Source organism: Anaerobacillus sp. ABD4_527 (assembly GCF_056160805.1).
Window position 1 is genome coordinate 1,972,529 of the sequence record NZ_JBSWXZ010000001.1, and the last position, 25,419, is coordinate 1,997,947.

25 protein-coding genes and 1 riboswitch are annotated in these 25,419 nt (G+C 43.1%); of the genes, 3 read left to right on the forward strand and 22 right to left on the reverse strand.

What is annotated here, in order from left to right; all coding sequences use genetic code 11:
- Nucleotides 1-8 precede the first annotated feature (8 nt).
- From ACXAHI_RS10210 to ACXAHI_RS10265, 12 genes are all read right to left on the reverse strand, one after another.
- Complete coding sequence (locus ACXAHI_RS10210) at nucleotides 9-683, reverse strand: methionine ABC transporter permease (protein WP_270180170.1); 675 nt, start codon at nucleotides 681-683, stop codon at nucleotides 9-11.
- Nucleotides 673-1,707: a methionine ABC transporter ATP-binding protein gene (locus ACXAHI_RS10215; RefSeq protein WP_474847443.1), complete on the reverse strand. Its 1,035-nt coding sequence runs from the start codon at nucleotides 1,705-1,707 to the stop codon at nucleotides 673-675. The genes ACXAHI_RS10210 and ACXAHI_RS10215 overlap by 11 nt, the downstream gene beginning before the upstream one ends.
- A gap of 22 nt (nucleotides 1,708-1,729) precedes the next feature.
- On the reverse strand, nucleotides 1,730-2,536 hold the full coding sequence (locus ACXAHI_RS10220; protein WP_474847445.1) for a MetQ/NlpA family ABC transporter substrate-binding protein: 807 nt from the start codon (nucleotides 2,534-2,536) through the stop codon (nucleotides 1,730-1,732).
- Between the two features lie 169 nt (nucleotides 2,537-2,705).
- Nucleotides 2,706-2,814: riboswitch (SAM riboswitch) on the reverse strand.
- 125 nt (nucleotides 2,815-2,939) lie between these two features.
- A complete protein-coding gene (locus tag ACXAHI_RS10225; RefSeq protein ID WP_474847447.1) occupies nucleotides 2,940-4,934 on the reverse strand; it encodes a S9 family peptidase in 1,995 nt (664 codons plus the stop codon).
- Nucleotides 4,935-4,956: 22 nt separating this feature from the next.
- Entirely contained in the window at nucleotides 4,957-5,325 is a 369-nt protein-coding gene (locus ACXAHI_RS10230) for a DUF3899 domain-containing protein (protein ID WP_474847449.1), read from the reverse strand.
- A 57-nt stretch (nucleotides 5,326-5,382) separates the two neighbouring features.
- Nucleotides 5,383-6,981, reverse strand: coding sequence for a peptide ABC transporter substrate-binding protein (locus ACXAHI_RS10235; protein WP_474847451.1), 1,599 nt, complete (start codon nucleotides 6,979-6,981; stop codon nucleotides 5,383-5,385).
- Nucleotides 6,962-7,954, reverse strand: coding sequence for an ABC transporter ATP-binding protein (locus ACXAHI_RS10240; RefSeq protein WP_474847453.1), 993 nt, complete (start codon nucleotides 7,952-7,954; stop codon nucleotides 6,962-6,964). Before ACXAHI_RS10240 ends, ACXAHI_RS10235 begins: the two co-directional genes overlap by 20 nt.
- A complete protein-coding gene (locus ACXAHI_RS10245) occupies nucleotides 7,951-8,976 on the reverse strand; it encodes an ABC transporter ATP-binding protein (protein ID WP_474847455.1) in 1,026 nt (341 codons plus the stop codon). Before ACXAHI_RS10245 ends, ACXAHI_RS10240 begins: the two co-directional genes overlap by 4 nt.
- Before the next feature lie 13 nt (nucleotides 8,977-8,989).
- Nucleotides 8,990-9,934: an ABC transporter permease gene (locus ACXAHI_RS10250; protein WP_270180178.1), complete on the reverse strand. Its 945-nt coding sequence runs from the start codon at nucleotides 9,932-9,934 to the stop codon at nucleotides 8,990-8,992.
- A 1-nt stretch (nucleotide 9,935) separates the two neighbouring features.
- The gene (locus tag ACXAHI_RS10255) at nucleotides 9,936-10,862 is read right to left on the reverse strand and encodes an ABC transporter permease (RefSeq protein ID WP_474847457.1); all 927 of its coding nucleotides are present in this window, start codon (nucleotides 10,860-10,862) and stop codon (nucleotides 9,936-9,938) included.
- Between the two features lie 22 nt (nucleotides 10,863-10,884).
- Nucleotides 10,885-11,733, reverse strand: coding sequence for a M55 family metallopeptidase (locus tag ACXAHI_RS10260; RefSeq protein WP_474847459.1), 849 nt, complete (start codon nucleotides 11,731-11,733; stop codon nucleotides 10,885-10,887).
- Between the two features lie 72 nt (nucleotides 11,734-11,805).
- Complete coding sequence (locus tag ACXAHI_RS10265) at nucleotides 11,806-12,264, reverse strand: Lrp/AsnC family transcriptional regulator (protein WP_474847461.1); 459 nt, start codon at nucleotides 12,262-12,264, stop codon at nucleotides 11,806-11,808.
- A 202-nt stretch (nucleotides 12,265-12,466) separates the two neighbouring features.
- Here ACXAHI_RS10265 and ACXAHI_RS10270 point away from each other — a divergent pair, with 202 nt between their 5' ends.
- Entirely contained in the window at nucleotides 12,467-13,606 is a 1,140-nt protein-coding gene (locus ACXAHI_RS10270) for an amidohydrolase (protein WP_474847463.1), read from the forward strand.
- A 195-nt stretch (nucleotides 13,607-13,801) separates the two neighbouring features.
- Entirely contained in the window at nucleotides 13,802-14,287 is a 486-nt protein-coding gene (locus tag ACXAHI_RS10275) for a hypothetical protein (protein ID WP_270180183.1), read from the forward strand.
- A gap of 55 nt (nucleotides 14,288-14,342) precedes the next feature.
- Here ACXAHI_RS10275 and ACXAHI_RS10280 read toward each other — a convergent pair whose 3' ends face one another.
- The gene (locus ACXAHI_RS10280) at nucleotides 14,343-14,768 is read right to left on the reverse strand and encodes an HIT family protein (RefSeq protein WP_474847465.1); all 426 of its coding nucleotides are present in this window, start codon (nucleotides 14,766-14,768) and stop codon (nucleotides 14,343-14,345) included.
- 312 nt (nucleotides 14,769-15,080) lie between these two features.
- Between ACXAHI_RS10280 and ACXAHI_RS10285 the strand changes: the two genes are divergently transcribed.
- Entirely contained in the window at nucleotides 15,081-15,227 is a 147-nt protein-coding gene (locus tag ACXAHI_RS10285; protein ID WP_270180185.1) for a BH0509 family protein, read from the forward strand.
- Between the two features lie 47 nt (nucleotides 15,228-15,274).
- Here the strand turns inward: ACXAHI_RS10285 and ACXAHI_RS10290 are convergent, their stop codons facing one another.
- The 9 genes from ACXAHI_RS10290 to ACXAHI_RS10330 form a co-directional block, all read right to left on the reverse strand.
- Nucleotides 15,275-17,038: an ABC transporter ATP-binding protein gene (locus ACXAHI_RS10290; protein WP_474847467.1), complete on the reverse strand. Its 1,764-nt coding sequence runs from the start codon at nucleotides 17,036-17,038 to the stop codon at nucleotides 15,275-15,277.
- Nucleotides 17,039-17,074: 36 nt separating this feature from the next.
- Nucleotides 17,075-18,211: an RIO1 family regulatory kinase/ATPase domain-containing protein gene (locus tag ACXAHI_RS10295; RefSeq protein WP_474847469.1), complete on the reverse strand. Its 1,137-nt coding sequence runs from the start codon at nucleotides 18,209-18,211 to the stop codon at nucleotides 17,075-17,077.
- Nucleotides 18,212-18,479: 268 nt separating this feature from the next.
- Entirely contained in the window at nucleotides 18,480-19,391 is a 912-nt protein-coding gene (gene murQ, locus ACXAHI_RS10300; RefSeq protein WP_474847471.1) for an N-acetylmuramic acid 6-phosphate etherase, read from the reverse strand.
- Between the two features lie 29 nt (nucleotides 19,392-19,420).
- The gene (locus ACXAHI_RS10305) at nucleotides 19,421-20,380 is read right to left on the reverse strand and encodes an N-acetylglucosamine kinase (RefSeq protein ID WP_474847473.1); all 960 of its coding nucleotides are present in this window, start codon (nucleotides 20,378-20,380) and stop codon (nucleotides 19,421-19,423) included.
- Nucleotides 20,367-21,191, reverse strand: a complete 825-nt coding sequence (locus tag ACXAHI_RS10310) for a carbohydrate ABC transporter permease (RefSeq protein ID WP_474847475.1) — start codon at nucleotides 21,189-21,191, stop codon at nucleotides 20,367-20,369. The genes ACXAHI_RS10305 and ACXAHI_RS10310 overlap by 14 nt, the downstream gene beginning before the upstream one ends.
- Nucleotides 21,192-21,201: 10 nt before the next feature.
- Nucleotides 21,202-22,152: a carbohydrate ABC transporter permease gene (locus tag ACXAHI_RS10315; protein WP_474847477.1), complete on the reverse strand. Its 951-nt coding sequence runs from the start codon at nucleotides 22,150-22,152 to the stop codon at nucleotides 21,202-21,204.
- A 19-nt stretch (nucleotides 22,153-22,171) separates the two neighbouring features.
- Entirely contained in the window at nucleotides 22,172-23,431 is a 1,260-nt protein-coding gene (locus ACXAHI_RS10320) for an ABC transporter substrate-binding protein (protein WP_474847479.1), read from the reverse strand.
- A 4-nt stretch (nucleotides 23,432-23,435) separates the two neighbouring features.
- Nucleotides 23,436-24,452, reverse strand: coding sequence for a serine hydrolase domain-containing protein (locus ACXAHI_RS10325; RefSeq protein WP_474847481.1), 1,017 nt, complete (start codon nucleotides 24,450-24,452; stop codon nucleotides 23,436-23,438).
- Nucleotides 24,445-25,296, reverse strand: a complete 852-nt coding sequence (locus tag ACXAHI_RS10330; RefSeq protein WP_474847483.1) for a MurR/RpiR family transcriptional regulator — start codon at nucleotides 25,294-25,296, stop codon at nucleotides 24,445-24,447. Before ACXAHI_RS10330 ends, ACXAHI_RS10325 begins: the two co-directional genes overlap by 8 nt.
- Between the last annotated feature and the right edge of the window lie 123 nt (nucleotides 25,297-25,419).

Consider the following 25,419-nt stretch of genomic DNA (forward strand, 5'->3'; position numbering starts at 1 on the left):
TCGCAAGTCTAGTCCTTCTTAAGCCGTGCTGCCATTACATTACCGAGAGATTGAAGCCCTTGAACGAGTACGATCAGTAAGAACACCGTTACGTACATCACGTCGACTTCGTAACGAAGATGCCCATATCGATACGCAAGGTCACCTAATCCACCTGCTCCGACAAGCCCTGCCATCGCGGTGGCTCCGATCAAACCAATCGTTGCAATGGTAAGCCCTAATACGATGGAAGAACGCGATTCTCTTACAAGTACATGCCAGATGATGTGGCGCGTCTTAATCCCCATCGCCTCATAGGCTTCAACGACTCCTCGATCCACTTCAAGAAGAGCGGACTCCATCAACCTTGCTATGTATGGAGCAGTAAAGACGACGAGCGGCACGATTACACCCTTCACTCCAATCGTAGTGCCTGCGATAAATTTTGTAAAAGGCAGGATGAAAAACAATAAGATGATGAACGGGATGGACCTGATCACATTGATCACAGCGTTTAACAATCGAAATAGTATCTTGTTATCTAGCGCCTTCCCAGGTCTTGTTAGCACGAGAAGCACACCGAGTGGTAATCCTAATAGCACGGAAATCAACAGCGAGATTCCTACCATCTGGAACGTTTCGATGATTGCACTCCAAATATCTGCCCCCCATAAATCGATAAATTCCGAAATCTTAGCTGACATGCGCGTTCACCTCCGGTACATACCCTTCTACAAAAATTCCCCGTTCTTCTAAAAACATAACTGCTCTCTTCGTTTCTGACTCTTCTCCTTCAAGATGAACAACTAATCTACCAAAAGGTTGATCCTTAAGCTGCGTGATATTCCCTGCAAGAATAGATGGATAAATATCAAAGTTTTTACTAAGGAGCGCAAGTGCAGGCTTTCCTGACGACTCTCCTACAAAGGAAAGCGTCACGATTTGTCCCTTCGACTCCAGCTTCTTCACGAGGGATTCAGGTACGTCATCTTGAAACAGCGATTGTACGAATCGTTTCGTCGTAGGCGTCTTTGGTCTACTAAATAGATCAACAACGAGTCCTTGTTCAATGATGCGTCCGTTTTCCATCACGGCCACTTCATGACAAATCTTTTGAACCACGTGCATTTCATGTGTAATGAGTAGAATCGTTAGTCCGAACTCCTGGTTGATTTGCTCGAGTAAAGATAAAATCGACTCCGTTGTGTCAGGATCGAGCGCGCTCGTTGCTTCATCACACAGAAGAACTTCCGGTTCATGCGCTAGCGCACGGGCAATCGCAACTCTTTGTTTCTGCCCGCCTGAGAGCTGTCCAGGATATACGTCGCGCTTATCTTCTAGTCCTACGATCTGTAGATACTTTCTTACTCGGGAATCGATCTCCTTTTTTGAAACCCCAGTGAGCTTAAGGGGGATGGCGATATTTTGATAAACCGTCCCCGTTTTTAATAGATTGAACGACTGAAAGATCATTCCGATTCGCTGACGTGTTTTCTTTAACTTGCCAGCTGATAGACCGGTTAACTCTACATCATTAATGAACACTTTCCCTTCTGTTGGTCTCTCTAACAGATTGACCGTTCGAACGAGGGTACTTTTACCAGCGCCACTATAACCGATCACACCATAGATCTTTCCCTTTTCAACGTTAAGGTCAACGCTATCCAGAGCCTTCGTAATAGTAGTTCCGGTTTGAAACGCTTTTGAGATATTTTCTAGTCGTATCATTTCCTTCTCTCCTTTACCGAAATTACCAGGATGCTATGACTGAGCCGTTGAATTCTTCCTCAATAAACTTCTTAACTTCATCTGACTGATAATATTCCACTAGTTTATTGATTCTTTCGTCGTCTTTATTCTCGGTTTTTGTTGCGATTACGTTCACCCAAGGAGAATCTTCTGGTTCCATTACGAGAGAATCTTCAGTTGGAACCCGACCGCTTTCCATCGCATAGTTCGTGTTGATCGCAGCGATGGCAAGCTCACCTAGTTGCCTTGGAATCTGCGATGCTTCAAGAGGAACAAACTCAAGATTCAACGGGTTCTTCTCAATATCCTTAATCGTTGCTTCAACTCCTACACCGTCTTTTAATTCAATGATCCCTGCTTCCTCAAACAACATGAGGGCTCGGGGTTCTCCAGTAGAGTGATTCGGTAATCCTACTTTGTCACCTTTCTTCAAATTATCAAGGCTCTCATATTGATCGGAATAGATGCCCATCGGAAAATTAATCGTCGTCGCAACCTTAGATAATTCCATCCCACGCTCTTCAACAAAATCATTTAAATACGGTTCGTGCTGGTAAACATTCGCATCGAGTTCCCCTTCATCAAGAGCCTTGTTTGGCATAACATAATCGTTGAACGCCACGACATCGATCTCAAAACCATCTTTCTCAGCAACTTCTTTTACTTTCTTCATCACATCTTCATGTGGACCGGCTGTTACCCCTACCTTTAGCGGCCCTTCGGTTGAGTTGCCTGACTCTGCACTGCCAGAACACCCTGCTGCGACAATTAATAATAATGCACCTACTAGTAGCGATAGTTTCTTCATTCTCTTAACTCCCTTTCTCTCCTATATTCATTTAAAGCGTCTTTGCACTAAATTACGTAAACGTACGATATCACCAGAGCGTCGGTTCCCTCCTTTGTTTCAACCCCATAAACAAAAAAACTCTCCCTGCTGAACAGAGAGAGTTGGGTGTTTTCCATTATGTAACTCTCTCTCATCTTTCAAACGATCGCTCGTTTGCTGGAATTAGCACCTTTCTCACGAACTGAGATGGTTGCTGGGCGTCAATGGGCCAGTCCCTCCGCCACTCTTGATAAGAGTTTGAATTATTCAGATTGTTTAACTATTCTCAACAGTATAGTACCTCACTCACCGAACGTCAAGTGCTTTTTCTACGTGGTACCGGTGCGCTTTGCGGTGCCTGGCACCCCTCACATTTTGTCGATTAATTTTTCTCGCTTTCGAGGTGTTCATCAAACCAGCCGACCAGATGGTTCAAACGCTCTACCCTTAGCTCAGGATGTCCGTTTCTTGAAAGGTTGTGATCTGATTCTGGGAATCTCACAAACTTCGTCTTTTTCTCACGGTGCTTCAACGCAACGAACAACTGCTCACCTTGCTCGATCGGGCATCGGTAGTCCTGTTCGCTGTGTAGAATAAGAAGCGGTGTTTTGATTTTATCAACATATTTCAACGGTGAATGATCCCATAGCTTCGTTGGATCTTCATCGAGGTCAGCTCCCACTTCCCACTTAGTGAAGAAATAACCTATGTCGCTTACTCCGTAGAAGCTTAACCAGTTGGAGATCGATCGCTGCGTTACAGCCGCCTTAAATAGATTTGTTTTTCCAACGATCCAGTTCGTCATGAACCCGCCATAGCTGCCGCCGGTAACGAACAAATTCTCAGAATCTATGAAGCTCGTTTGCGCGACAGCTGCTTCTATACCTGCCATGACATCGTCATAGTCGCCGCCACCATAGTCGCCACGGCATCCATTCACGAACTCCTGACCATATCCTTGACTACCGCGAGGATTCGTATAGACTACTGCATATCCTCTTGATGCAAGAAGCTGAAATTCGTGCATGAATGAATTCCCATACATCATGTGGGGACCGCCGTGAATTTCTAATACTGTCGGATACTGTTTCCCTTCCTCAAAGGAAGTCGGTTTCATGATCCACCCCTGTATGTTCAGTCCATCTCTGCTTTCATACGTGTACGGTTGTGGAGTAGAAAGCGAATTCTCACTCAACACCTCTTCATTACAGGAAGTGATTCTTTCTATCGAGCTTTCTCCTTCTAACGATAGCGTATAGATATCACCAACATTCACCGGATCACTGATCGCTACTGCAGCTTCACCACCCGCTACGTGAAGTGCGTAGTGGTGCCTGTCACCCCCCGCTATTTGTCGAAGGGTGCCATCTAGACAAATGGAATAAATTCCTGTGTTTCCATGTTCACTCGCAAGGAAATAGAGTGCCTTGCCGTCTTCGTTCCACACCGCTCCAGACGGCTCAATTCCCCAGTGGAGATCTGAAATGAGAACATCTGAACACTCGAGGTCGATTGTTTCTGTAAGGCACGTCAATGTTTTCGATTCAATTTCAACCGTCCAAACTCTATTCAGAGTCGCACTCTCATACTCAAAGTTATGTCCAATGTAAGATAGTGATGAACCATCTGGAGACCACCGCGGAGCTATGAAACTACTTCCTTCAGAATTAAGCCGCTCAGCTTCACATCCTTCTCCAAGATTCTGAATAAATAGATCCGATTGGACATATGAACCTTTCTCTTCCCGTCTACTTCTTACGTATGCGATCTGTTTACCATCAGGAGACCAGCTAGCGTCCGAGTGATTCAGGTCAGCATCCGTCACCCAGTTTTCATCCCCAGTCTTTCGATCGATTACGACGACCTGTGTATGTTTCCCATTAAGAAAACCTTTTCCATCTGCTTTGTAATGCAGCTCTTCGACGACGAGTGCTTTCTTTCTTTTTTCTTCCTTCTCATCTCCACCTTTAGGAGTGCTCTCACTCAACACGAGAAGTTCAGTCCCGTCAGGTTTCCACACCGGGCGACTTGCTCCATTTTTTAGAGAGGTTACTTGTTCGGCCTCACCTCCGAAAGCAGATATGATCCATATTTGGTTTTCTCTCGAACGGTTTGAAACAAACGCGATTTCCTTTCCATCAGGAGACCATCTTGGAGAAGAATCAAGATGGCGAGACCCGGGCGATGTCCAGGCCACTTCTTCACCACTCTCACGATCGATCATGACGAGATGAGAAGCATACTCTCGATCCTCAGTAATTTTTTTCTTCACATAGATCACTTTTTTCCCGTCAGGAGAAAGCTGCGGGTCTCCTACAAATACCAGGTCATATAGTGATGTTGCTTGAAGTTCCTCTTTCTCTATCTTTGTTTTCATCTAAACACCTCTCCTCATTGTTTCAAATAAATAGAAATACGCCTGCTACTGACATTCCTGTAAGTCCAGTGCCTGCTCCGTAACATATAAGAATTCCACTTACGAGCACTCGTTCCTTCCAATCTGTAAAACTCGGGTCCCTCTTCACCTGCTCATCGACACGTTCCATAGAACGTGACCGAGGCACAATCATTCGGTGGATCTTAGAAAAACCTTCGAACAATAAGGTTAGGAAGCCACTTTTTAACACCACTAAAATCGTTCCAGCCGTTAGCGCAATAATCCCCCAATAAAATGAACGATTAACAAATTGAATAGCGTCGCCTTGAATTAACCAAAATATGATCGCCACAATAAAAGAGCCTAGCAAAGCTAGTCCATACCTTCGCATCTCGCTCATCCTTTCAAGGTAAAGGAAGATCTGCTCAGCAGATCTTCCTCCATTACATTATTTCTTTTCAGCATAGCGTAGGTCAGGGTACCTGTTGACCGGATAGACGATTCCGTCATACTCTTGTGAAGTTAAGTAGTTTTGAGAATAATGATAGACAGGCATAAACGGCATATCTTCCATCAACACATCCTCTGCTTTATGCAAGAGTTCCATTCGCTTTTCCTCATCCTGCACCATCTTAGACTCTGCGATGAGCGAATCGTATTCTTCGTTCACCCAGTTCGTACGATTGTTAGGGCTATCACCCAGGTAGTATTCTAGAATAGGTGTCGGATCAACATAGACTCCGATCCACCCCATTCGTGCCATCTGGAAGTTACCTTGCTTCGTAGTATCAAGGTACGTCTTCCATTCCTGGTTGTTAAGTGTTACTTCAATGCCAAGGTTCTGCTTCAGCATCTCTTGAACACCTTCTGCGATTTTCTTATGGTTATCAGAAGTGTTGTACATCAGTTCGACTGCCGGAAGTTCGCTCCAGCCCTCTTCCTGCTTTGCTTCTTCGATCAATTGCTTCGCTTTATCATAATCTTCTTCAAAATAGGCCCCACCTTGTTCTCTGAAATCACCGTTTGGCGTATCAACACCTTCAGGAACAAAACCGTATGCTGGTGTTTCACCCGCTTGTGAGATATCTTCCGTAATGGATTTGCGGTCGATCGCCATCGCGAAGGCTTTTCTTACTTTTTCATTTGTAAAAGGCTCCTTGTCGACATTGAACATATACATGTATGTGCCGAAATATGGTGTGATCTTGAAGTCTTCGCTTTCTTTTTCAGAAGAAATCACGTCGATCGGCAGTGTATGGATCATATCCAGTTCACCCGATTTATACATTTGATAATACGTTGTTGCATCGTTAACCATTTTCCACGTGATCTTCTCCATATTGATGCTTTCTTTATCCCAATAGGAATCGCTCTTCTCAATCGAAAGCTCGTTGTCATGCTTCCAGCTCGTCATGTGATATGCACCGTTACTAACGATCGAGTCTGCCTCAGCGGACCAGTTATCGTTTCCTTCAACAACCGATTGATTCACAGGATAAAACGTCCAGAAAGAAAGTAGTCTCTCGATAAATCCAGTAGGAGCGTTGAGTTCTACTTCTAACGTCTTGTCATCTACTGCCGTAATACCAACATCCTCAACAGAACCTTCTCCTTTGTTATAAGCTTCAGCGCCTTTGATGTAGTACATGTAAAAAGCGAACGAGCTACCCGTTTCAGGGTTCAACACGCGCTTCCATGCAAATTCAAAATCACCTGCAGTGATCGGGTCTCCATTAGACCACTCAGCATCTCTTAGTGTAAACGTGTACGTGCGATCATCATCAGACACTTCTTTTTTTTCAGCGAGTGCAGGCTCGATTTCACCGCTTTTATTTTTACGGTACAAGCCTTCGAATAAATGATCGAGTACCCACCCTGATGTCGTATCTGTTGCAAGAGCAGGATCCATGGAAGGCGGCTCGCTCATCGCATTCACTGTTATTTCTTGCTTGCCTTCACCATCTCCAGAGGCGTCTTCCCCACCGCAAGCTGCAAGAAATGGAACGACGGTTAACACCATGATTAGACTATAGATCAGTTTTTTCATTCGTTTCTCCTCCTTCATTTGTGTAAAGATGACATGCTACCCAATGGTTTTCTTTCGCCTCTCTCCACTCTGGCACGACCTCACGACATACATCCATCGCATGTGGACACCTCGTTCTAAATCGGCAGCCAGACGGAGGAGAGATCGGACTTGGTAAATCACCTTCAAGCATGATCCGCTCTCGTTCACTCGCTTCTTTTGGATTCGGAACAGGTATGGCAGAAAGTAGGGCTTGCGTATAAGGATGAAGCGGCTCGTCGAATAATGAATCACTATCTGTAAGCTCCATCAAGTTGCCAAGATACATCACTCCGATTCGATCACTGATATGCTTCACCATCCCTAGATCGTGAGCGATGAATAAGTAAGTCAGCCCTTCTTCTTCTTTTAAATCTTCCATCAAGTTTACAATTTGCGCTTGAATCGACACATCGAGTGCAGATATCGGCTCATCTGCTACGATGAAGTCAGGCTCTACCGCTAATGCTCTCGCAATCCCGATACGCTGCCTTTGTCCCCCACTAAATTCATGAGGGTAGCGCTTTGCATGCTCAGCGCTCAATCCAACTTTTTCTAAAAGTTGAAAAACACGTTCTTTTCGTTTCTTGCCTTTCAAGAGATCATGAGCATCGATCCCTTCTGCAATAATGTCCATCACCCGCATCCGTGGATTAAGAGAAGCTTCCGGATCTTGAAAGATCATTTGCATCGTACGGTTAAGATCACGGGCTTCTTTTCCTTTAACATGATTCGTATCACGACCGTTGTAGACGATACGACCATCAGTCGCTTGGTGAAGACCCACAATCGTCCGACCGAGCGTCGATTTTCCACTGCCGCTTTCACCTACTAATCCGAACGTTTCGCCTTTTTTGATAAAAAAAGAAATATCGTCCACAGCTTTTAACGATTGATTTTTTCCTACGTTAAAATACTTTTTCACCTGCTGAACTTCGACTAGTGCATCACTCATACATCGTTCCCTCCCGCAGCAACAAAGTCATTAGCGTTTGGTGCCCTCGTGTCATTCAACCAGCACCGTGCTTGGTGTGTTTCTGAGGTTTTGATCGGGTCCGGCATCTGATCGATACAGATTTCCATCGCATAGTCACACCTTGCAGCGAAAGGACAGCCTACTGGTGGAGCAAAAAGATCTGGCGGTGACCCTTCGATCGGAACGAGCCGCTCTTTTTCTTGCTTGCCTTTCTCGTAGCGAGGTACCGACTTCAACAACCCCCACGTGTAAGGGTGTTTTGGAGATTCAAAAATTTCTTCCACATCCCCACTTTCAACGATCACCCCCGCATACATCACAGCTACACGTTGAGCTACTTCTGCAACCACCCCTAGATCGTGCGTGATGATCATGATCGACGTACCGAGCCGTGCTTGGATATCTTTTAATAAATCGAGAATTTGCGCTTGAATCGTCACATCGAGCGCTGTTGTCGGCTCATCAGCAATTAACAGCTTTGGCTCACAAGAGAGCGCCATCGCGATCAACACCCGTTGTCTCATTCCTCCACTCAATTCGTGTGGGTACTGACGGTAGCGTTTCTCAGGGTTAGGGATGCCTACTAAATCGAGAAGCTCGATCGTTCTGTCATGAATCTTAGAACGAGAATAATCGGTATGTTTTTTGATCGTTTCTGCAATCTGAGAACCAATTCTCATCGTGGGGTTAAGAGACGTCATCGGATCCTGTGAAATCAAACCGATCTCAGAGCCTTTCAACTTCTGCATCTCTTTTTTGGATAACCCTAATAGTTCTTTCCCATTAAACGTTACGCTACCGCTTTTAATTCTGCTGACCTTCTTTGGAAGGAGACCCATGATCGACTGAGCCGTTACACTTTTTCCACAGCCGCTTTCTCCAACAATGGCGAGTACTTCACCCTGTTCGATATGAAAGTCAACGCCTCGTACAGCTTTGACTTCTCCACCGTACGTTTTAAACGATACGCGTAAATCATTTACATCGAGTAATCGACTCATCTACTTCGCCTCCTTATTCCTTTGACTGAGGATCGAGCGCGTCTTGTAATCCATCACCGAACACATTAAACGCAAACATCGTTAATGAAATCATGAAGCCCGGGAAGAAAAGTCTCCACCATTGACCTGTAAGGATGACGCCAAGCGCGTCGTTCGCCATCGTTCCCCAGCTCGCGATCGGAGCCTGTACACCAAGTCCGATAAAGCTAAGGAATGACTCTGCGAAAATCGCTTGAGGGATCGTAAAAGTTAAATTTACAATGATGATTCCAATCATGTTTGGAAACAGGTGCCTCATGATGATTTTTCTATGAGGGGTTCCAAGTTTTTCAGCGGCAGCAACGTACTCCTGCTCTTTCAGCTGTAGAATCTGCCCCCTCACGATCCGTGCCATTCCTACCCATCCAGTAATCGAAAGAGCAATGATGATCGTCCAAAGACCAGGTTTCATCACAACGAGTAATAAGATTACGACAAGAAGGTATGGAATGCCGTATAAAATCTCAACAATTCTCATCAAAAAGCCATCGACCTTGTCGCCAAATTTTCCTCTACCAGCCATATAGCCAGAAATTCCACCGACGATTAACCCAAGGATCAAGTCGATTACAGCTGCCGCAAGTCCAATGGTTAAAGAGATTCTTGCTCCATACCATGTTCGTGCCCACATATCACGACCTAGCGAATCCGTCCCAAACCAGTGCTCTGGTCCTGGAGGCAAGTTTTTTCCTGATAAGTTCTGATCAGAATAGTTAAACGGGACAAGGTGAGGTCCGATGATCGCAAGGATTGTAATGATTACAAGAAGCCCAAGCCCAAGAATTGCAAGCTTATTCCGAAGGATTTTCACCGTCGTTTCTTTCCACTGACTCATGCTTGGCCGAACAATCTTCTCCTGCTGAAACCTGCTTCGATCTACAGGGCGAAATAGCACGTCATCTTTTTTTGGCTCAGCCATGTTACTCCCCCCTGCTTGTAAGTTTGATTCTTGGATCCACAATTCGATATGAAATATCTACAAGGAACAACGTTACGATCAAAATCGTACTGAAGAAAATAGTCGTCCCAAGAATGACCGGGAAATCGCGGTTGAAGATACTATCGACAAAATACTTTCCGATGCCTGGAATCGCAAAAATCTTTTCAATGACAAACGTTCCAGTTAATAGAAACGCCGCAAGCGGTCCGATGAATGAGATAACAGGAATAAGCGCGTTACGTACACCGTGCTTGATGACGATCCCTGTGATCGCAAGTCCTTTCGCATCAGCGGTCTTGATATAGTTCTGATTCATAACGTCTAACATACTCGACCTCATAAACCGGGCGACGATTGCAAGTGGCGCCGTTGCTAAAGCGACCGAAGGCAGAATTGTGTGTTGCCACGTCCCCCAGGATGCGACTGGAAACATGCCCCACTTCACCGCAAAATAATTGATCAGCAGCGGAGCTAGGATGAAGCTTGGAATTGAAATTCCTAATATCGCAAATGCCATCGCAGCATAATCAAGCATGCCATTATGGTTTAAAGCCGCAATGATACCGAGAAGGAGTCCAAAAACCAGCGCGATCACCAATGATTGAAGTCCAAGAATAGCGGATGCTGGAAAACCATCTGAGATCAGCGTGTTCACATCTCGCGTCTCGGATTGAATCGAAGGTCCGAGGTCAAACTGAACGAGATTTTTTAAATATAAAACGTACTGAACAGGCAATGGCTCGTCCAGATTGAACTTTGCCCGCATGTTATCTAGAACTTCCTCAGGGAGCACGTCCGCATCTGAAGCGAACGGATCCCCTGGTATCGAGTGCATGATGATGAAGGTAAGAGTGGTGATTACCCAAATGGTTAAAATCATCGTGAGAATCCGTTTAAAAATGTACAATGATGCTCCCTCCTTCAAATGGTTATGTATTCACTGAACCTAACACCCCGTTTGTTGCTGTCATCGCAATGATCACAAGCCCCCACATCTGCTTGTACGCTGTTACGTAATCATCGCAAGTAAAGCGAACCGTCTTTGGTCCTATCTTCTCAACCGTTGGGATAGTCGTTGTCATCAGTGCTTGCTGTGGCCCTTTGAACTCGATCTCAAATGTGATCGGCCCCTCTACGACGTAAGGTTTTTTGCTCTTCGCTTCACGGACTGCAATCTCAGCTCGTTCGCGAATCAAGCGCCTTGCCCGAACAGGAGGAATCAACTCTGCTGCAAATCGATCGATTCCAGTTTTCACAATTGCAGCTTCAATGTCAGGGAAGGTTTCTTTTACTTCTGCTACATATGCATCATCTCCTGAGATGAAGATCGGAGGTACACCAAAAGCTCCTGCGACACCAGAATTTAGTTCGGTCTCTCCTACCACTTTGTCGTTGATTTTCATCTCTCCAACACAAATCCCTGCGAGTGTATGGCTGATGACAGTCTCGTTTGCTCCCGCTTCGCGCCCGTGGTGACCGACGAACATGACGCCATCGAACGATTCATCCAGTCCTTGCAATTGGCACATGACACGGTTGTTACCTGAAACCAACCTTGCTCGTTCATCTAGGTCTTCAACGATGATGTTCGACATATTCCCATGGCCATCTGCGACGACAACTTCTGTTGCTCCTCCATTGAACGCCCCTTCGATCGCCGCGTTCACATCTAACGTCATCAGCTTACGGAAACGCTGGTATTCGCTCTCCTTTTTCAGCTGAACGTTAGTAGCAACACCAGAAATCCCTTCCATATCTGCAGAAATAAAAATTTTCAATGCGATCATCTCCTATTAGTTATTTAAATTTTCAGACATAATTCTTTATAAAAAAAGAGCATTAGCCCTTTTTTATATGAACTCAAACGTATTCTTAAACACATCCATCTGCACCATCACGTTTGTAGCTGTTACATTCGGAATTGCATGAACTTCCTTTACCGTTTCATTAATTTCCTCATAATCCCGTACGTTGATTTGTGCAAGCAAAGGGTATTCCCCAGAAATGGTCGTAATGAAGCGAACAACTCGAATGGTTCGAAGCTCCTCAATCACCTCATCGATGTGTTGAGGAACGACCTTTAACTGAATGATGGCTCCCATTTTTATGCCTAGAGTGATTGGATTAATCACTCCAACAACTTCAAGAATGTCGTTTTCCACCATATTGTTGTACCTTGTTCGAACCGTTTTTTCGGTTACATTCAACTGGTTTGCGATTTCAGTAAATGACATCCTGCCATTTTTTGATAAAAATTTAATAATACTTCGATCGAGATCATCGATTAGTTCGTTACCAATTCTACTCACAAAAATTCCGCCTTTCAGTCGTAGTGGTTATAATTACTTATGTAATTAGACCTAATTATAATATAATACGACTATTTACAATACTGTTTTTATGTTTTAGTATGTGAATTAGTAATTTAAAGAACAGTATAAATATTCTAATAATTAATTTCAAGAGATTTTTGGTAAAAAATATAATTTTTAACAAAAGGAGTACGAGCAAATGAAGTTATTTAAACATGCAACAATCGTAGTTGGTAATGGCGAGGTACTTGAAGATGCGAACTTGCTCATCGAAGGAAAAATCATTCGACAAATTGGGGAGTTCGTCACTGATTCTAGCAACATTGAAGTGGTGGATGCGAAAGGAAAAGTAATCTCACCAGGTTTAATCGATGTGCACACTCACCTCGGTGTTCATGAGGAAGGCATTGGCGCAGAAGGACACGATTTTAATGAAACGAGCAGTCCACTTACACCAGAAGTGCGAGCGTTAGACGGGATAAACCCTGCTGATAAAGGCTTTGAAGATGCAAGACGGGCTGGTATCACAACGGTGCAAGTGCTTCCGGGAAGTGCGAATGTAATCGGTGGTGAGATGGTTACGTTGAAAACAGCAGGTACGATCGTCGATCACATGATCATTCGGGAACCTTCCGGAATGAAAGCAGCATTCGGTGAAAACCCGAAACGAATCCATGGACATAAGGGAAACGCTCCTATCACAAGAATGGCGATCGCTTCTATGTTTCGACAGGAGTTGCTTAAAGCAAAGGATTATATGGAGCGAAATGAAGAAAACACAAAAATCGACCTTGGTTTAGAAAACTTAGCAAAAGTGTTAAGAAAAGAAATCCCGATTCGTGCGCATGCACATCGAGCAGATGACATCGTAACGTTCCTCCGCCTTGCGAAAGAATTCGACTTGGACATCTCGATCGAACATTGCACTGAAGGACACAAGATCAGTGAGTTCGTAGCAGCATCGAATGCTCCGGTTGCAGTAGGTCCTACCCTTTCAACAAGGAGTAAAATTGAGCTTGCCGATAAAGGCTGGCACACTGCTGGAATCCTTGCAGATGCAGGGGTACCAGTGTCAATAACGACAGATCACCCTGTCGTTGGAATCGAAAACTTGCTTCAAAGCGCTGTACTCGCAGTCAAGCATGGGATGGATCCTTCAGATGCATGGAAGTCCATCACCTTACAGGCTGCCAAGCATTTAGGTGTAGCAGATAGGGTTGGATCATTAGAAGAAGGAAAAGATGCAGATTTTATTATATGGAGCGGTGATCCTTTCGATACGAGGAATGAAGTTGAAGCAACTTATGTAAATGGGGAAATCGTATACAGTCAAGCATAGAAAAAAATTCTCATCATAACGTTTAGAGCGTAAAAAGACGGGTATATACCTAACAAGAGTATTGCTGAAAAGTCGCATAATTGGTGGAAATGAGCTGGACAATTAGAGCTAGACATAAGCCAAAGAGGACTAGGAGATCCCTGGTTCTTTTTGGCTTTTTTTAATCCCCAAAATATCAAGAAAAGGAACGACGTTATGTTTGGAATTAGTGATTTTCTGAAATTATTACTATCTGCTTTTATTATTTTACCTATGGTTTCAATCATTAGAGAAGGTGGCTACTTATTAACTAGCTACTTTCTAGGCGCTAAAAACTCGAAGGTCGTAATCGGATGCGGGCCAAGAATCTTCAACATAGGCATATTTGAATTTCGCAAATATTACTTTATGTATAGCTGGTGCAGCTACGATAATTTACGATATAAAGAAAACTGGGCACAAATCCTTGTTTATGCTTCTCCAATCGTTGCGAACATCGCCGTTGCGCTAATTGTAAATTTTGCGCTTTCTTTTGGATGGCTCGACATGAAGGAATTCGGTAAACAATTCATTTATTACGCCTTTTACTTTGTACTGTTCGATCTATTGCCAATTTATTATCCAGATGGGCAGCCGAGCAATGGAAGAATCGTGTATGAACTCTTTCGATACGGTCAATTCCCAGAGTATGAAAAGGAATAAGATAAATGGGATAGCTAAGGGGGAAGTTGCTACTAACTCCCCCTATCGCCTAAATTTAGATTAGTTGAGCTATCGCCCTTCTCAACTTTCTTTCTGTTTCAGTTTGCTTTGTATCATCCTCAATAAAAACTTCTCCGTCTTCTATGTAGAAGGTTGAGAATGCCTGACCTTCATACCTCGGCACGAGATGCATATGATAATGCGTCAACTCGTTAAATAGTCCACCGTTTTGACAAATTGTTATTCCGTCGGGAGCATACACTTTCTTTATCGCTTTTGACAAAAGAATCGATGCCTTCATCACTTCGGTTGCCGTTTGATCATCAAACTCCTCGACATCGTGAAAGTGGGATTTTGGCAAGATCATAACGTGACCTTCATTGAAAGGTTCATGATCTAGAAAACAAGTTAAATATTCATTTTCATACACAACGTGAACGGGTTCACGTTTGTTGGCTAAACGACATCCTAAGCAATTCAATCGACCACTTCCTCTAGTTTGTTTTGGAAATTTTTATAAACTTATTTTATCATTCGTCTTTGAGGTAGGCATGTTTTTTTGAATGTTAGCACGTGACCTTCCACCACCAAGACTTTTTTACTAAAAATACGAACATACGATCTTGTTTTGGGGTGAATTCCCTGAACGGTCCCTCACTTTAATCACAATTACACATCGGTTATATACGATATATCTCAAAACGGTATTGTAATGATCTCATTTTGAGATATATAATGAGAGTAACAAATTGAAAGCGGTTACAGACGCTTAACCATACAAGGAGGATTTACAATGAGCCAGAAAGCAAGAAACCAATTTATTGAACGTTTGACGACGAAAACGACAATGAATAGGGACGACGTTCTGAAAATGTCCGATGCAGAAATCGAATACTTCCACTGGCTCTATTTCGATGAATCACCGATGGAATTGATGTAAAGACAAAGCGCCCCGCACGAATGCAGGGCGCTTTAATTTTTGCTTGGTCAGGCACGTACTTGATCCAACGTTGAAGAAATTAATTCTCCACCATGCATCTCAAAAACAATGTCACAATTTTCAATTGTACTTAGTCTATGGGCAATGATAATCAACGTCTTTTGTCCCTTAAGCAAATCGATCGCTCTCATGATCTCTTTTTCAGTTCCACTATCGAGTCCAGAGGTCGCTTCATCCATGAACAGGATTTCAGGATCATGATACAAAGCCCGCGCTATTCCGATTCGCTGTCTTTGACCGCCAGATAACTTTACGCCCCGCTCTCCCACCCTTGTATTTAGCTTATCAGGCAGAGATAATACAAATTCTTTTAGCTGTGCCTGCTCCAAAGCTCTCCAAACGGCTTCATCTTGAATGTACTCTACATTTATACCAAACGCTACGTTATTTCGAATACTGTCGTCCGACAGAAAGATAGATTGAGGGATATAGCCGACCTTCTGTTGAAAGATCTCTTTTTCTTCAAGAACAGATTTGCCATCTATTAAAATTTCACCAGTTTCAGGGGTGAGCAAACCTAATATAAGGTCGACGATCGTTGTTTTACCGGCTCCAGACTCGCCGATAAAGGCGACGGCATGTCCGATGGGAATCGTTAAGGATACGTTTCTAACAGTCAAATACTTTTCGTTAGGATATCGAAAGCAAACGTTCCTTAATGTAATTTCTTTTGTATACACCTTTTCATCAGCTGCCGTGTGAAAAAGAGACGGCTCTTCTAAGAACAGTTCCGTGTTATCGTTTTTAAGGTCTTCAGAAACGATCGCAAGAGCAGGATAATGATAGCGAATGAGGGTGATCATCGTGATGATACGATTTATAGATGGCAGTAACCTGAAAGCGGCCATACAAAATAGTGCCATCGTAGAAACGACTTGTGTCGTCTCCAAGTTTTGAAAGACGATCAGAATCATCGTGATCAATACAATTGTGATTAAAATCGTCTCCATCAAAGGCCTTGGCATATATTCAAGCAGTTTAATCGTTCGATTATTAACGGCTAATTTCTTTCCCTGCTCACCATACGCGTTTACAAAAAAACCTTCCTTACCAGTAACTTTCAACTCTTTACCAGCGCCAAGTCCTTGCTTTACCCATTTGATCATCGTTCCATTAACTTGTTGTTGTTCTATTCCTAAATATGACGTTTTCACCTTTAGGTATTTAAAAAATACAAACACACTAGAACCTAATAGGACACAAGCCGTGATCGTAGGAATAGGTGAGACAACGAATAATAATATTAAAATACATATGGAGACCAAAATCTCTGTCGCTAAAGAAAAAGCTGAAACAAGAAACTTTTGAAATATTTTCGGGACTTCAATCGTAATATTCCTGAGTAAATCAGCTGAGTTATTCTGCAGATGGAAGGTATAAGGCTTCGATAAATAGGTTGCGAATAGCCTTCTAGAAAGTTTCATCTCTTGATTAAAAATCAACCTATACTGCAAGTAGTGGAATAGAAGTAAATAAGCATTCTTTAGAATAAAGATAGTTAAAAAAATTAGAACGCTAAATACTATAAACGCGTTAAGCGAAGTAAAACCTAACGTATCATATACGTGACGCAACAGTGCAATATCGTTTACTGTATCTGGATTCGTGATAATACCAACAAAAGGAACGATAAGACCGATTCCAACTGTTTCGAATAAGGCAGCTGCGATCATCATAACGAACAAGATCAGTAGCTTTTTCTGCTCCGTCTTACCAAAGATTGATAGAGTTTTCTTTATCATCGTTATCATGTTATTCACCTTTTAATTATAAATTTTCTTTCACTCTCACACTCCTATAAGCTGTGGTTCACTAACAATCGACCTCTCATACTTCTCAAAAATATCTAGCCATTCCTCAATCGCGATCGGTTCATGATTCGAATACACATACTCTTCTAATCTTAATTTGAAAAATTCCATGTAAAATATATATCGATTGGTAGTATGATCAGGTGCGATTCCGATTCCATCCACTCTGGTTTTCAAATACAGTTGATAATTCTCTATCGCCTCTTCTATTTCACTAGATAACCTCTCACGGTTGATCTCTTCTGACCTCAAAATACGGACGAATAAAAAGAAATAAAGATCAAAGTAACAACTTCTTCTCCCAAACGTACTCCAATCAATAATTTTTGTCTTATTCTTGTTTCTTAAAATATTGAAATCACTCAAATCTCCATGAGAATAAACGAGTGAGATCTCTTTATTTGAAAGTCTTTCAGCTTGTGCTACTAAACGCGTTACAAAGCTCGCAATTCTTTCTGCTTGTTTCTCATTACAAGAAGAAAATGCTTTACTCAACTCATGAACATCGTCGATGAGGTGATAGAAGTATTCATTTAGTGGTATTGTCTTAGGAGTTTTACTCGACACAATTTTGAAGAGAACAGGATAGACTTCAGAGCAGAACTCTTTTTGTCTAATCTTTTGATAAGAAGGAACTCGGTAGTTGATATAGTACTCGATGACATATCGTTGATCGAGATCCCAGCTGAGGATTTTTGGAGCCAATTCGCATGCTTGCGCTTGTATTAAATTATTAACACGCTTTTCAACGTCAGCCACTTCCAATTTGTCCGGGAACATGGTGATTACTTTTTTATCCTTGAGATTAATAACCTTATACTCTCCCTGCCTTAAAACGATTAAACAATGACCATCGATATCAGTGCAGATGAGAGGAGAAGTTCTAGGTATAGCACGCTTCTTTCTATAAAACGAATACGTTAACTGAACAACACGAGCAAACCTTACTATAGGCACAAGAGAATCTATAAAGTACGAGCGATTCACGCGATCCAGGAAGTAAAACGACTTTGCTCCAAACAATAAGTAGCCCATTACTGAGAAGGCCCGAAGGTTTGTATTGATGTACAGTGAGCCATGGACATGTAGATAAGTATACGTTTGTTTAGTCAATAGGCTTCCCTCTCTTATTTTTTTGGAAGGACCCCTCCCTCCTAATTAACGAATACAGCTCGGCTATTCTTAATAAAGAACAAATGACCGAATAAATTTCGACTATGGATTAATAACCAAAAATAAACTAGAGCAACTACTTACGAAAGCAAAATAGTTTGTTACTTTTAGTTTAGTTCTATATAAAGAACAAGTCAACATCCAATCGTTAGTCGTATCTAACTATCCTACAAAAAAAGACTTCCATCATATAGGAAGTCTTTCAATCTTATTTAAACTTCTCCTCAACACCTCTCATCAATTCTACAAAATTACCACCCTTATTCTTCAAAAGGAGAATTGCTTCTTCAGCACTTGTATTTAACAGCAGCATCACGATCGCAACCCTCACGTCGCCACCTGCCTTTTCACTCGCTCTACATGCTTCTTCCTCATCAACCCCTGTAATCTCTTGAATGATCGACACTGCTCGTTTACGAAGCTTCTCGTTTGAAGCTTGCACATTGATCATCAGGTTTCGATACACTTTTCCAAGCTTGATCATCGATGCTGTGGTGATCATATTTAAAACCATCTTTTGGGCTGTTCCTGCCTTCAAGCGCGTGGAACCTGTGACCACTTCAGGACCAACTGGGACTTCGATCGAGTAGATCACGTTTTGTGATAAAAGGGAACCTGTATTACATGCGATACCCGCTGTCGGTATCCCGAGTTTCGTCGCAGCTTGAACAGCTCCTAAAACATATGGCGTTCTTCCACTCGACGCGATTCCGATCACCATATCCTTTTTCGTCACATGTTTGTATACATCTGCCGCTCCTGTCTCAGCACTATCTTCGGCACCTTCGATCGGGATACGAAGTGCACGATCACCGCCTGCGATGATACCGTTGACAAGGTCATGCGAGACACCAAAGGTGGGCGGGCATTCAGAAGCATCAAGGACCCCAAGACGCCCGCTTGTTCCGGCTCCAAAATAAAACAGTCTGCCACCGTTCTCCATCACCTCGACAGCCCGATCGATGATCTTCTCGATCTGGGGCAAAGCCTTCTTCACCACTGAAGGTACACTGTGATCTTCTTCATTCATCAATTCAATGATCTCTAAAGTTGAAAATTGATGAAGTTGTTCTGATTTTGTATTTCGCATTTCCGTATTCAAGTTGTTCACATCCGTCATATCTGTACCTCCATCAGGTATAGCTGTCCTCACATCGAATGATAGGACGACGTTAGATTTTTTTTCATTTGTTCAGTCAGTGCCCCTTTTGTTAGGAAAGCACAAATACAGGCACCTGCTGCAGAGGATAGGTCTGGGACGACCAAACGCTGTGTCAAACCAGCACCTCGAACCGCTGTTTTGAACATTTCCCTGAATAAATCTGATTGAAAAAGGCCGCCACTGAGCACGATTGAACCGTCGTCATGCACAGCTACCAGCTTCGTTAAACTTTCACATGCCTCCCTAAGAATGCTTAATGCGTTCTGATTCCCATCAGCACCAAGCCTGATAACACATTTTGCGAGTGAGGCGATTTTCAAGCGTGGATAATCATCCTCATAAATGCTAGTAATCATATCTGGAACATTGTTCAACGCTAAAAAAGTTAGGATGCTTTCTATAAACACTTCATCTTTTTCTCGTAATCGATCATGCATCTCGGAAACTACTTTCAGCGCTTGTCGTCCGATCGCATACCCACTTCCATCATCTCCGAATAAGTATCCCCAGCCTCCAGCACGTACAGGGGGCTGACCACGAGTGATCGAGTATGCAATCGATCCTGTCCCTGCGATGAGGACAGTTCCTTCCATAGAATATGTTGCGCTAGCAAGTGCCCCGTAGGCATCGTTTGTCACCATTATCGTTCCGTTGAATTCTGGTAAACTTTCAAGAAGCCACTTCTTCCAGCGCTTCTGATCTTCTGCTCTGTCTCCTCCAGCTGCTGAAACATAGATCACGTCTACATCACTCTTTACAAGGTTACGAGTTAGCGGTTCGATCACCTGCTGTATTTCCTTACGAACTTCTTCTTCAGAGCGAGATTTGATATTCGTTGATCCTGAACGATTTTTCGCTACGATCGTTCCGTCTTCATTGCATAGCAAGGCTTCCGTTTTCGTTCCGCCACCATCGATTCCGATAACATACGTTTTATTTGATCGCACCTTGGGTGAGTCCCTCCATAAATTGTTTTGAAGCAATGAAGAAGAGGACGATCATCGGCAATGAAGCAAGGGTAAGACCGGCGAATAGCGCCCCCCAATCTGCAGAATACTCTCCGAAAAGAGAAAGCATACCGACTGGAATCGTTCGTTTTAAATCATCCGTAATAAAGATCAACGGAAAGAAGAAGTCGTTCCATGATTGGATAAATTGAATGATCATCACCGTTCCTAGTGCTGGTCTCATAAGAGGTAAGACGACGTTCCATAGAATGCGAAGGTTTCCAGCGCCATCAATTCTCGCAGCTTCTTCGAGCTCGCGAGGCATTGTTCGGAAGAAACCTGTCAATATAAGAACGGATAGCGGAATCCCCGTTGCAACATACATGAAGATCAATGACCATAGTGAGTTTAATAGCTGCAAATCTTTCATCAAGATAAACAATGGGACGATTCCAAGCTTGATCGGAAGCATCATTCCCATAAGGAAGAAAAAGAAGATCATGTTGTTCCATACAAACGTAAAACGGGCGATATAAAATGCTGCAAGAGACGATGTCACGAGTATGAGCGTCACGGAAACAACACTAACGAGAACACTGTTCATGAAGTATGTCATGAAAGGAACTTGGTCTAGTAAACTTTTATACGTATCGAGCGTGAACGTCTCAGGTAACGAGAGCGGATTTGTGAAGATCTCAGAACTCGACTTAAAAGAAGAGAGGATCATCAATAGAATCGGATAGATGCTGATCGATGCGACTAAAAAAGCAAAAACATAGTATAACGGCTTGGTCCAGATTGTATGATTCATCATATCCCTCCTATAGATCCACTTGTCTTTTCTGCATATACTTCAGGTACAGTGCCGTAAAGAACGCGATGAAAATAAATAATACGACCGCGAGTGCTGAGCCTAGACCGACCGCAGTAGTAGAGCCTCCTGCCGAACCTCCAAATGCCAGTCGATAAAAATAAACGGCGAGCGTATCCGTAGAGTGGTAAGGTTCTCCTTGTGACCCTTGCATCGCGTAGACGAGTTCAAACGCTTCAAACGACTGAATGAACGTTAACACCGTCATAATCATGATCGAAGGTACCATGAGCGGTAAGACGATTCGTCGAATCATCGCAATACCACTTGCCCCATCAAGCTTTCCTGCCTCGAACAGCTCTTTCGGAATCGATTGAAAACCGGCAAGAAAGATTAGGACTCCAAAGCCAAGTCCATACCAGCAGTTCACGAGAATGATTGAAATGAGCGCCGTATCGGGGTCTCCGAGCCATGCCTTCTGCAGGTGTTCAAGACCTACTTTTTCTAATACGACATTCAACGCACCATAGTTCGGATTGAGGATCAGCTTCCAAAGAAAACCTACTACGATGACGGAAAGAAGGCGTGGTAAGAAGTACGCGATTTTTAGAAACTCAGAACCTCGCACTCTTTTATAAATGATATAAGCAAGAATGAAAGCAAGACCGTTTTGAAAAATCATTTGAAGGACAAAATACAGGATGTTGTGACCAAACGCATTCCAAAACAAGTCTGAAAACGGTTGAAGCGTGAAGAGGTCCTTAAAGTTCTTAAACCCTACGAATTCTCCCCTAACGATCCCGTTCCAATCGAAGAAACTGTATGTAAGTGCTGCAAACAAAGGATACACAATAAACAATCCATAAATAATCAAGGCGGGAATAGGGAAAAGGTGAATCGTCCACCTTTTCCAGTTCCGTTGCTTTTTTATCGTCACAGGTGTATGCATTGCTGGCTTCATATTCTCCGCCCCTTATCGATTATTTTAAAGGTTCATACCAAGACTTCGCGCTATCTTGAACAGCATTTGCAACTTCTTCAGGTGACCGCTCTCCTAAATACATGCCTTGAAGTTCAGTTTCAATAACTGATTTTGTAGAAGGGTTTCCTCCAGCAAAATGAACGAGCATCATATAAGGCGTCGATCTCTCTTCTACAGCTTTTCCAAGGTCGTTCACAAGCTGATCGTCAGATGAAATACCAGGAATCGCGCTGATCATCTTAAATTCTTCTGTGAACATCTCACCGAATTCCTGTGTCGTCATAAATTGAAGGAACTTCTTTGCGGCATCTGTGTTTTCTGAGTTCGCATTGATAGCATAAGATCCGTCTACCCATGTTGTGATGGTCGGTTCCTTTCCAACGGCAGATGGCATCGGGAAGAAGCCTAGCTCAAGGTCAGGATTCATTTCACGGAGCACTTCGATTTCCCAGCTTCCTAATGGGAACATCGCAGCGTCTCCTGTAAAGAACATTGTACGAATATCTTCCATTCCAAGACCTTCATAGTTTTCAGGGAAAAATTGCTTCAATTCATCCATCGCTTCGATCGAACGGTTGAACTCTTCACTTGAGAAGTCGGTCTCACCAGCCGTGACATTATCAACAAATTCGTTCGCCCCGTAGTGTGCCGGGCCAATAATACCGTGGGAAAGTGATAGGAGCCATCCTTCCTTCGTTCCAAGAGAAATAGGCGTGTAGCCTTCATCTTGCAACGTCTTATTCAGCGTCATAAACTCTTCCCACGTTTGTGGCTCTTCAAGACCTAGCTCTTCGAAAATCTTCTTATTGTAAAACATTTGCGTTGTACTGATATTTAAAGGTACGCCATACTGCTTATCGTCTGTTCCTTTTGAAGCAGCAAGTGTTTCTTCTGGATACTGATCGAGTCCTTCTAATCCATCAAGCGGTTCGAGATACCCTGCATCAGCTAGCTCAATTCCAGGCGCATAAGGACGAAGGTGGATGATGTCTGGACCTTCACCGCTTTGGAGAGCCGTGTTTAGAATCGTGTTATACTCCGTATTTTTAGAAGGGTTAAATTCAACCGTAATATCGGGGTACTCTTCGTTAAATTTCTCAATCACCTTTTCATAGCTTGCTTTGTCTTCCGTTCTCCAACTGCCGATCGTTAACGTTGTCCCGTCCTCACCGCCGCTTTCACTACCTGTGTTCGAGCTGCTGCAGGCCGAAATGACCAAGATAATCGCCAGAAATATAAACGCTTTCATTTTCTTCATACCATTACTCCCCCTTAATAAAAGTTGAATGAATCAAGGAATGTAGATGAGGTCGAATCACCTTCATATTATGTTTTCTTCCGTAGTGAACGATGTTCGTCAAAAACGTGACGACGAGTTCTTCGACTGGATCAATCCATAAACTTGTTCCTGTAAAACCGGTATGGCCGAAGCTCCCGATCGACCACCTCCCTCCACACGAAAGGTTGGCTCCTTTCCCGCTCAACACTTCAAATCCTAACCCTCTGTTACCTACTACATGTTTCTGAGCTTGTCGTATTCTCTTCTCCGATAGCACAGTTTGACGCTCTGGATAAAGAAATAGACTACCGAATTTCCCAACATCATTTGAAGTTGAAAACAGTCCAGCGCTTCCGCTTTCTCCACCTAGGTGTAAGGCTTTTTCATCATGAACGACTCCCTGAATGTAAGAGCCATTGTACGTTTCTGTAGATGCAATATTAGTTTGATCTGTAGGATGAAAGCCGGTGGACTCTAACCCCCACGGACGATACAGATACGTGTCTGCGAATGTTGAGAGCGATAATCCGCTAATTCTTTCAATCACTTTTCCAAGCAAAATCATGCCTGAATCGCTATAAAGAACTTTTTCACCCGGCTTATGAAGAAGAGAGAGTGCAGTGATTTCTTCAAATACCGGACGCCACTCGTTTCTGGTCATACGTTTAAGATCAGCGGCAAGTCCGCTTGTGTGAGTAAGGGCGTGTGAAATTGTTACTTCTTTGTGTTTGAACTCTGGTATGTAAGTCTGGATGGAATGGTCTAGTTTTAGTGAGCTGTTGTCTAACAGCCAAAGAATTGAAGGTAGTGTCGCCATGACTTTTGTCAGAGAAGCGACATCGAATTGTGTAGTTTTCGTGATAGTAGATAAGTTGTGTTGACGGTCATGGTAGGTTCCATAAGCTTTGTGAAAAACGGTTCTACCGTGATGCTGAACGTGTAACGTGGCGCCTGGCAGTTCACCATTGTCGATCAGCTGTTGGAGATACTGATCAAACATGCTTCTTTGCATCCTCTAACGCTTTCCGAGTTCGCTCGAGTGCAGCGACACTATCGCTATAGCTCCGGCTTGTAAGACCAACATAAAGGATGTCGATCACATTGAGTTGCGAAATGCGTGAGCTCATCGCACCGCTTCGAATGCTCTTTTCAAGTGAGCTCGTAAAAAGTTTGATATCAGCAAGTTGGGACACAGGATTAGTTCCATACTTCGTAAGCGTAATGACGGTCGCACCATTTTCTTTCGCAATCGACAATGACTGAATAATATCGTTTGTTTGACCGGAATAAGAAATACCGAATACCACATCTTCTTCACTAAGGTTCGCGCTGATCGTTCCTTGTGTATCATAGTCGGTTGCGGCTTCACACCAGCGGTTGATACGAGAAAGCTTTTGTTTAAAATCCTGTGCAATCAAACCTGATGCTCCAATTCCGAATAACGCGATCTTCCTTGCTTTTTCAAGCACTTCGATCGCCTTCTCCACCTCGTCACGTGATAATACTGAAAGGGTGTCATTGATGGATTGAATGTTGTTGTTCGATATATTGGCGATGAACGAATCGACAGTACCGTCAATTGAAATTTCTTGATAAGAGTTACTGCTATGTTTCGTAGCAAGATCACCAGCAATGCGCAGTTTCAACTCTTGGAACCCTTTGTAATTCAGTGTTCTAGAAAGCCGAATGATCGTCGCTTCACTAACTTCAGTCCGATGTGCAAGTTTTTGAATGGAAAGATTAATCACTTCCTCTGGGCGATTAACAATATATTCTGCTACTTTTCGTTCTGAAGGTTTAAGTGAGGCCATCGATTCTTGAATACTGATTAATCCCCCGTTCATCATTCACCCTCCTTTTTGATCGAATTTTCTAATAAGTTTATTCTAGTGTATCAAGTTTTATTTATTATTCAACTACTTTTTATGAAGTTTTATTACAAAGTATAAGAAACAGGCACTCGCAAG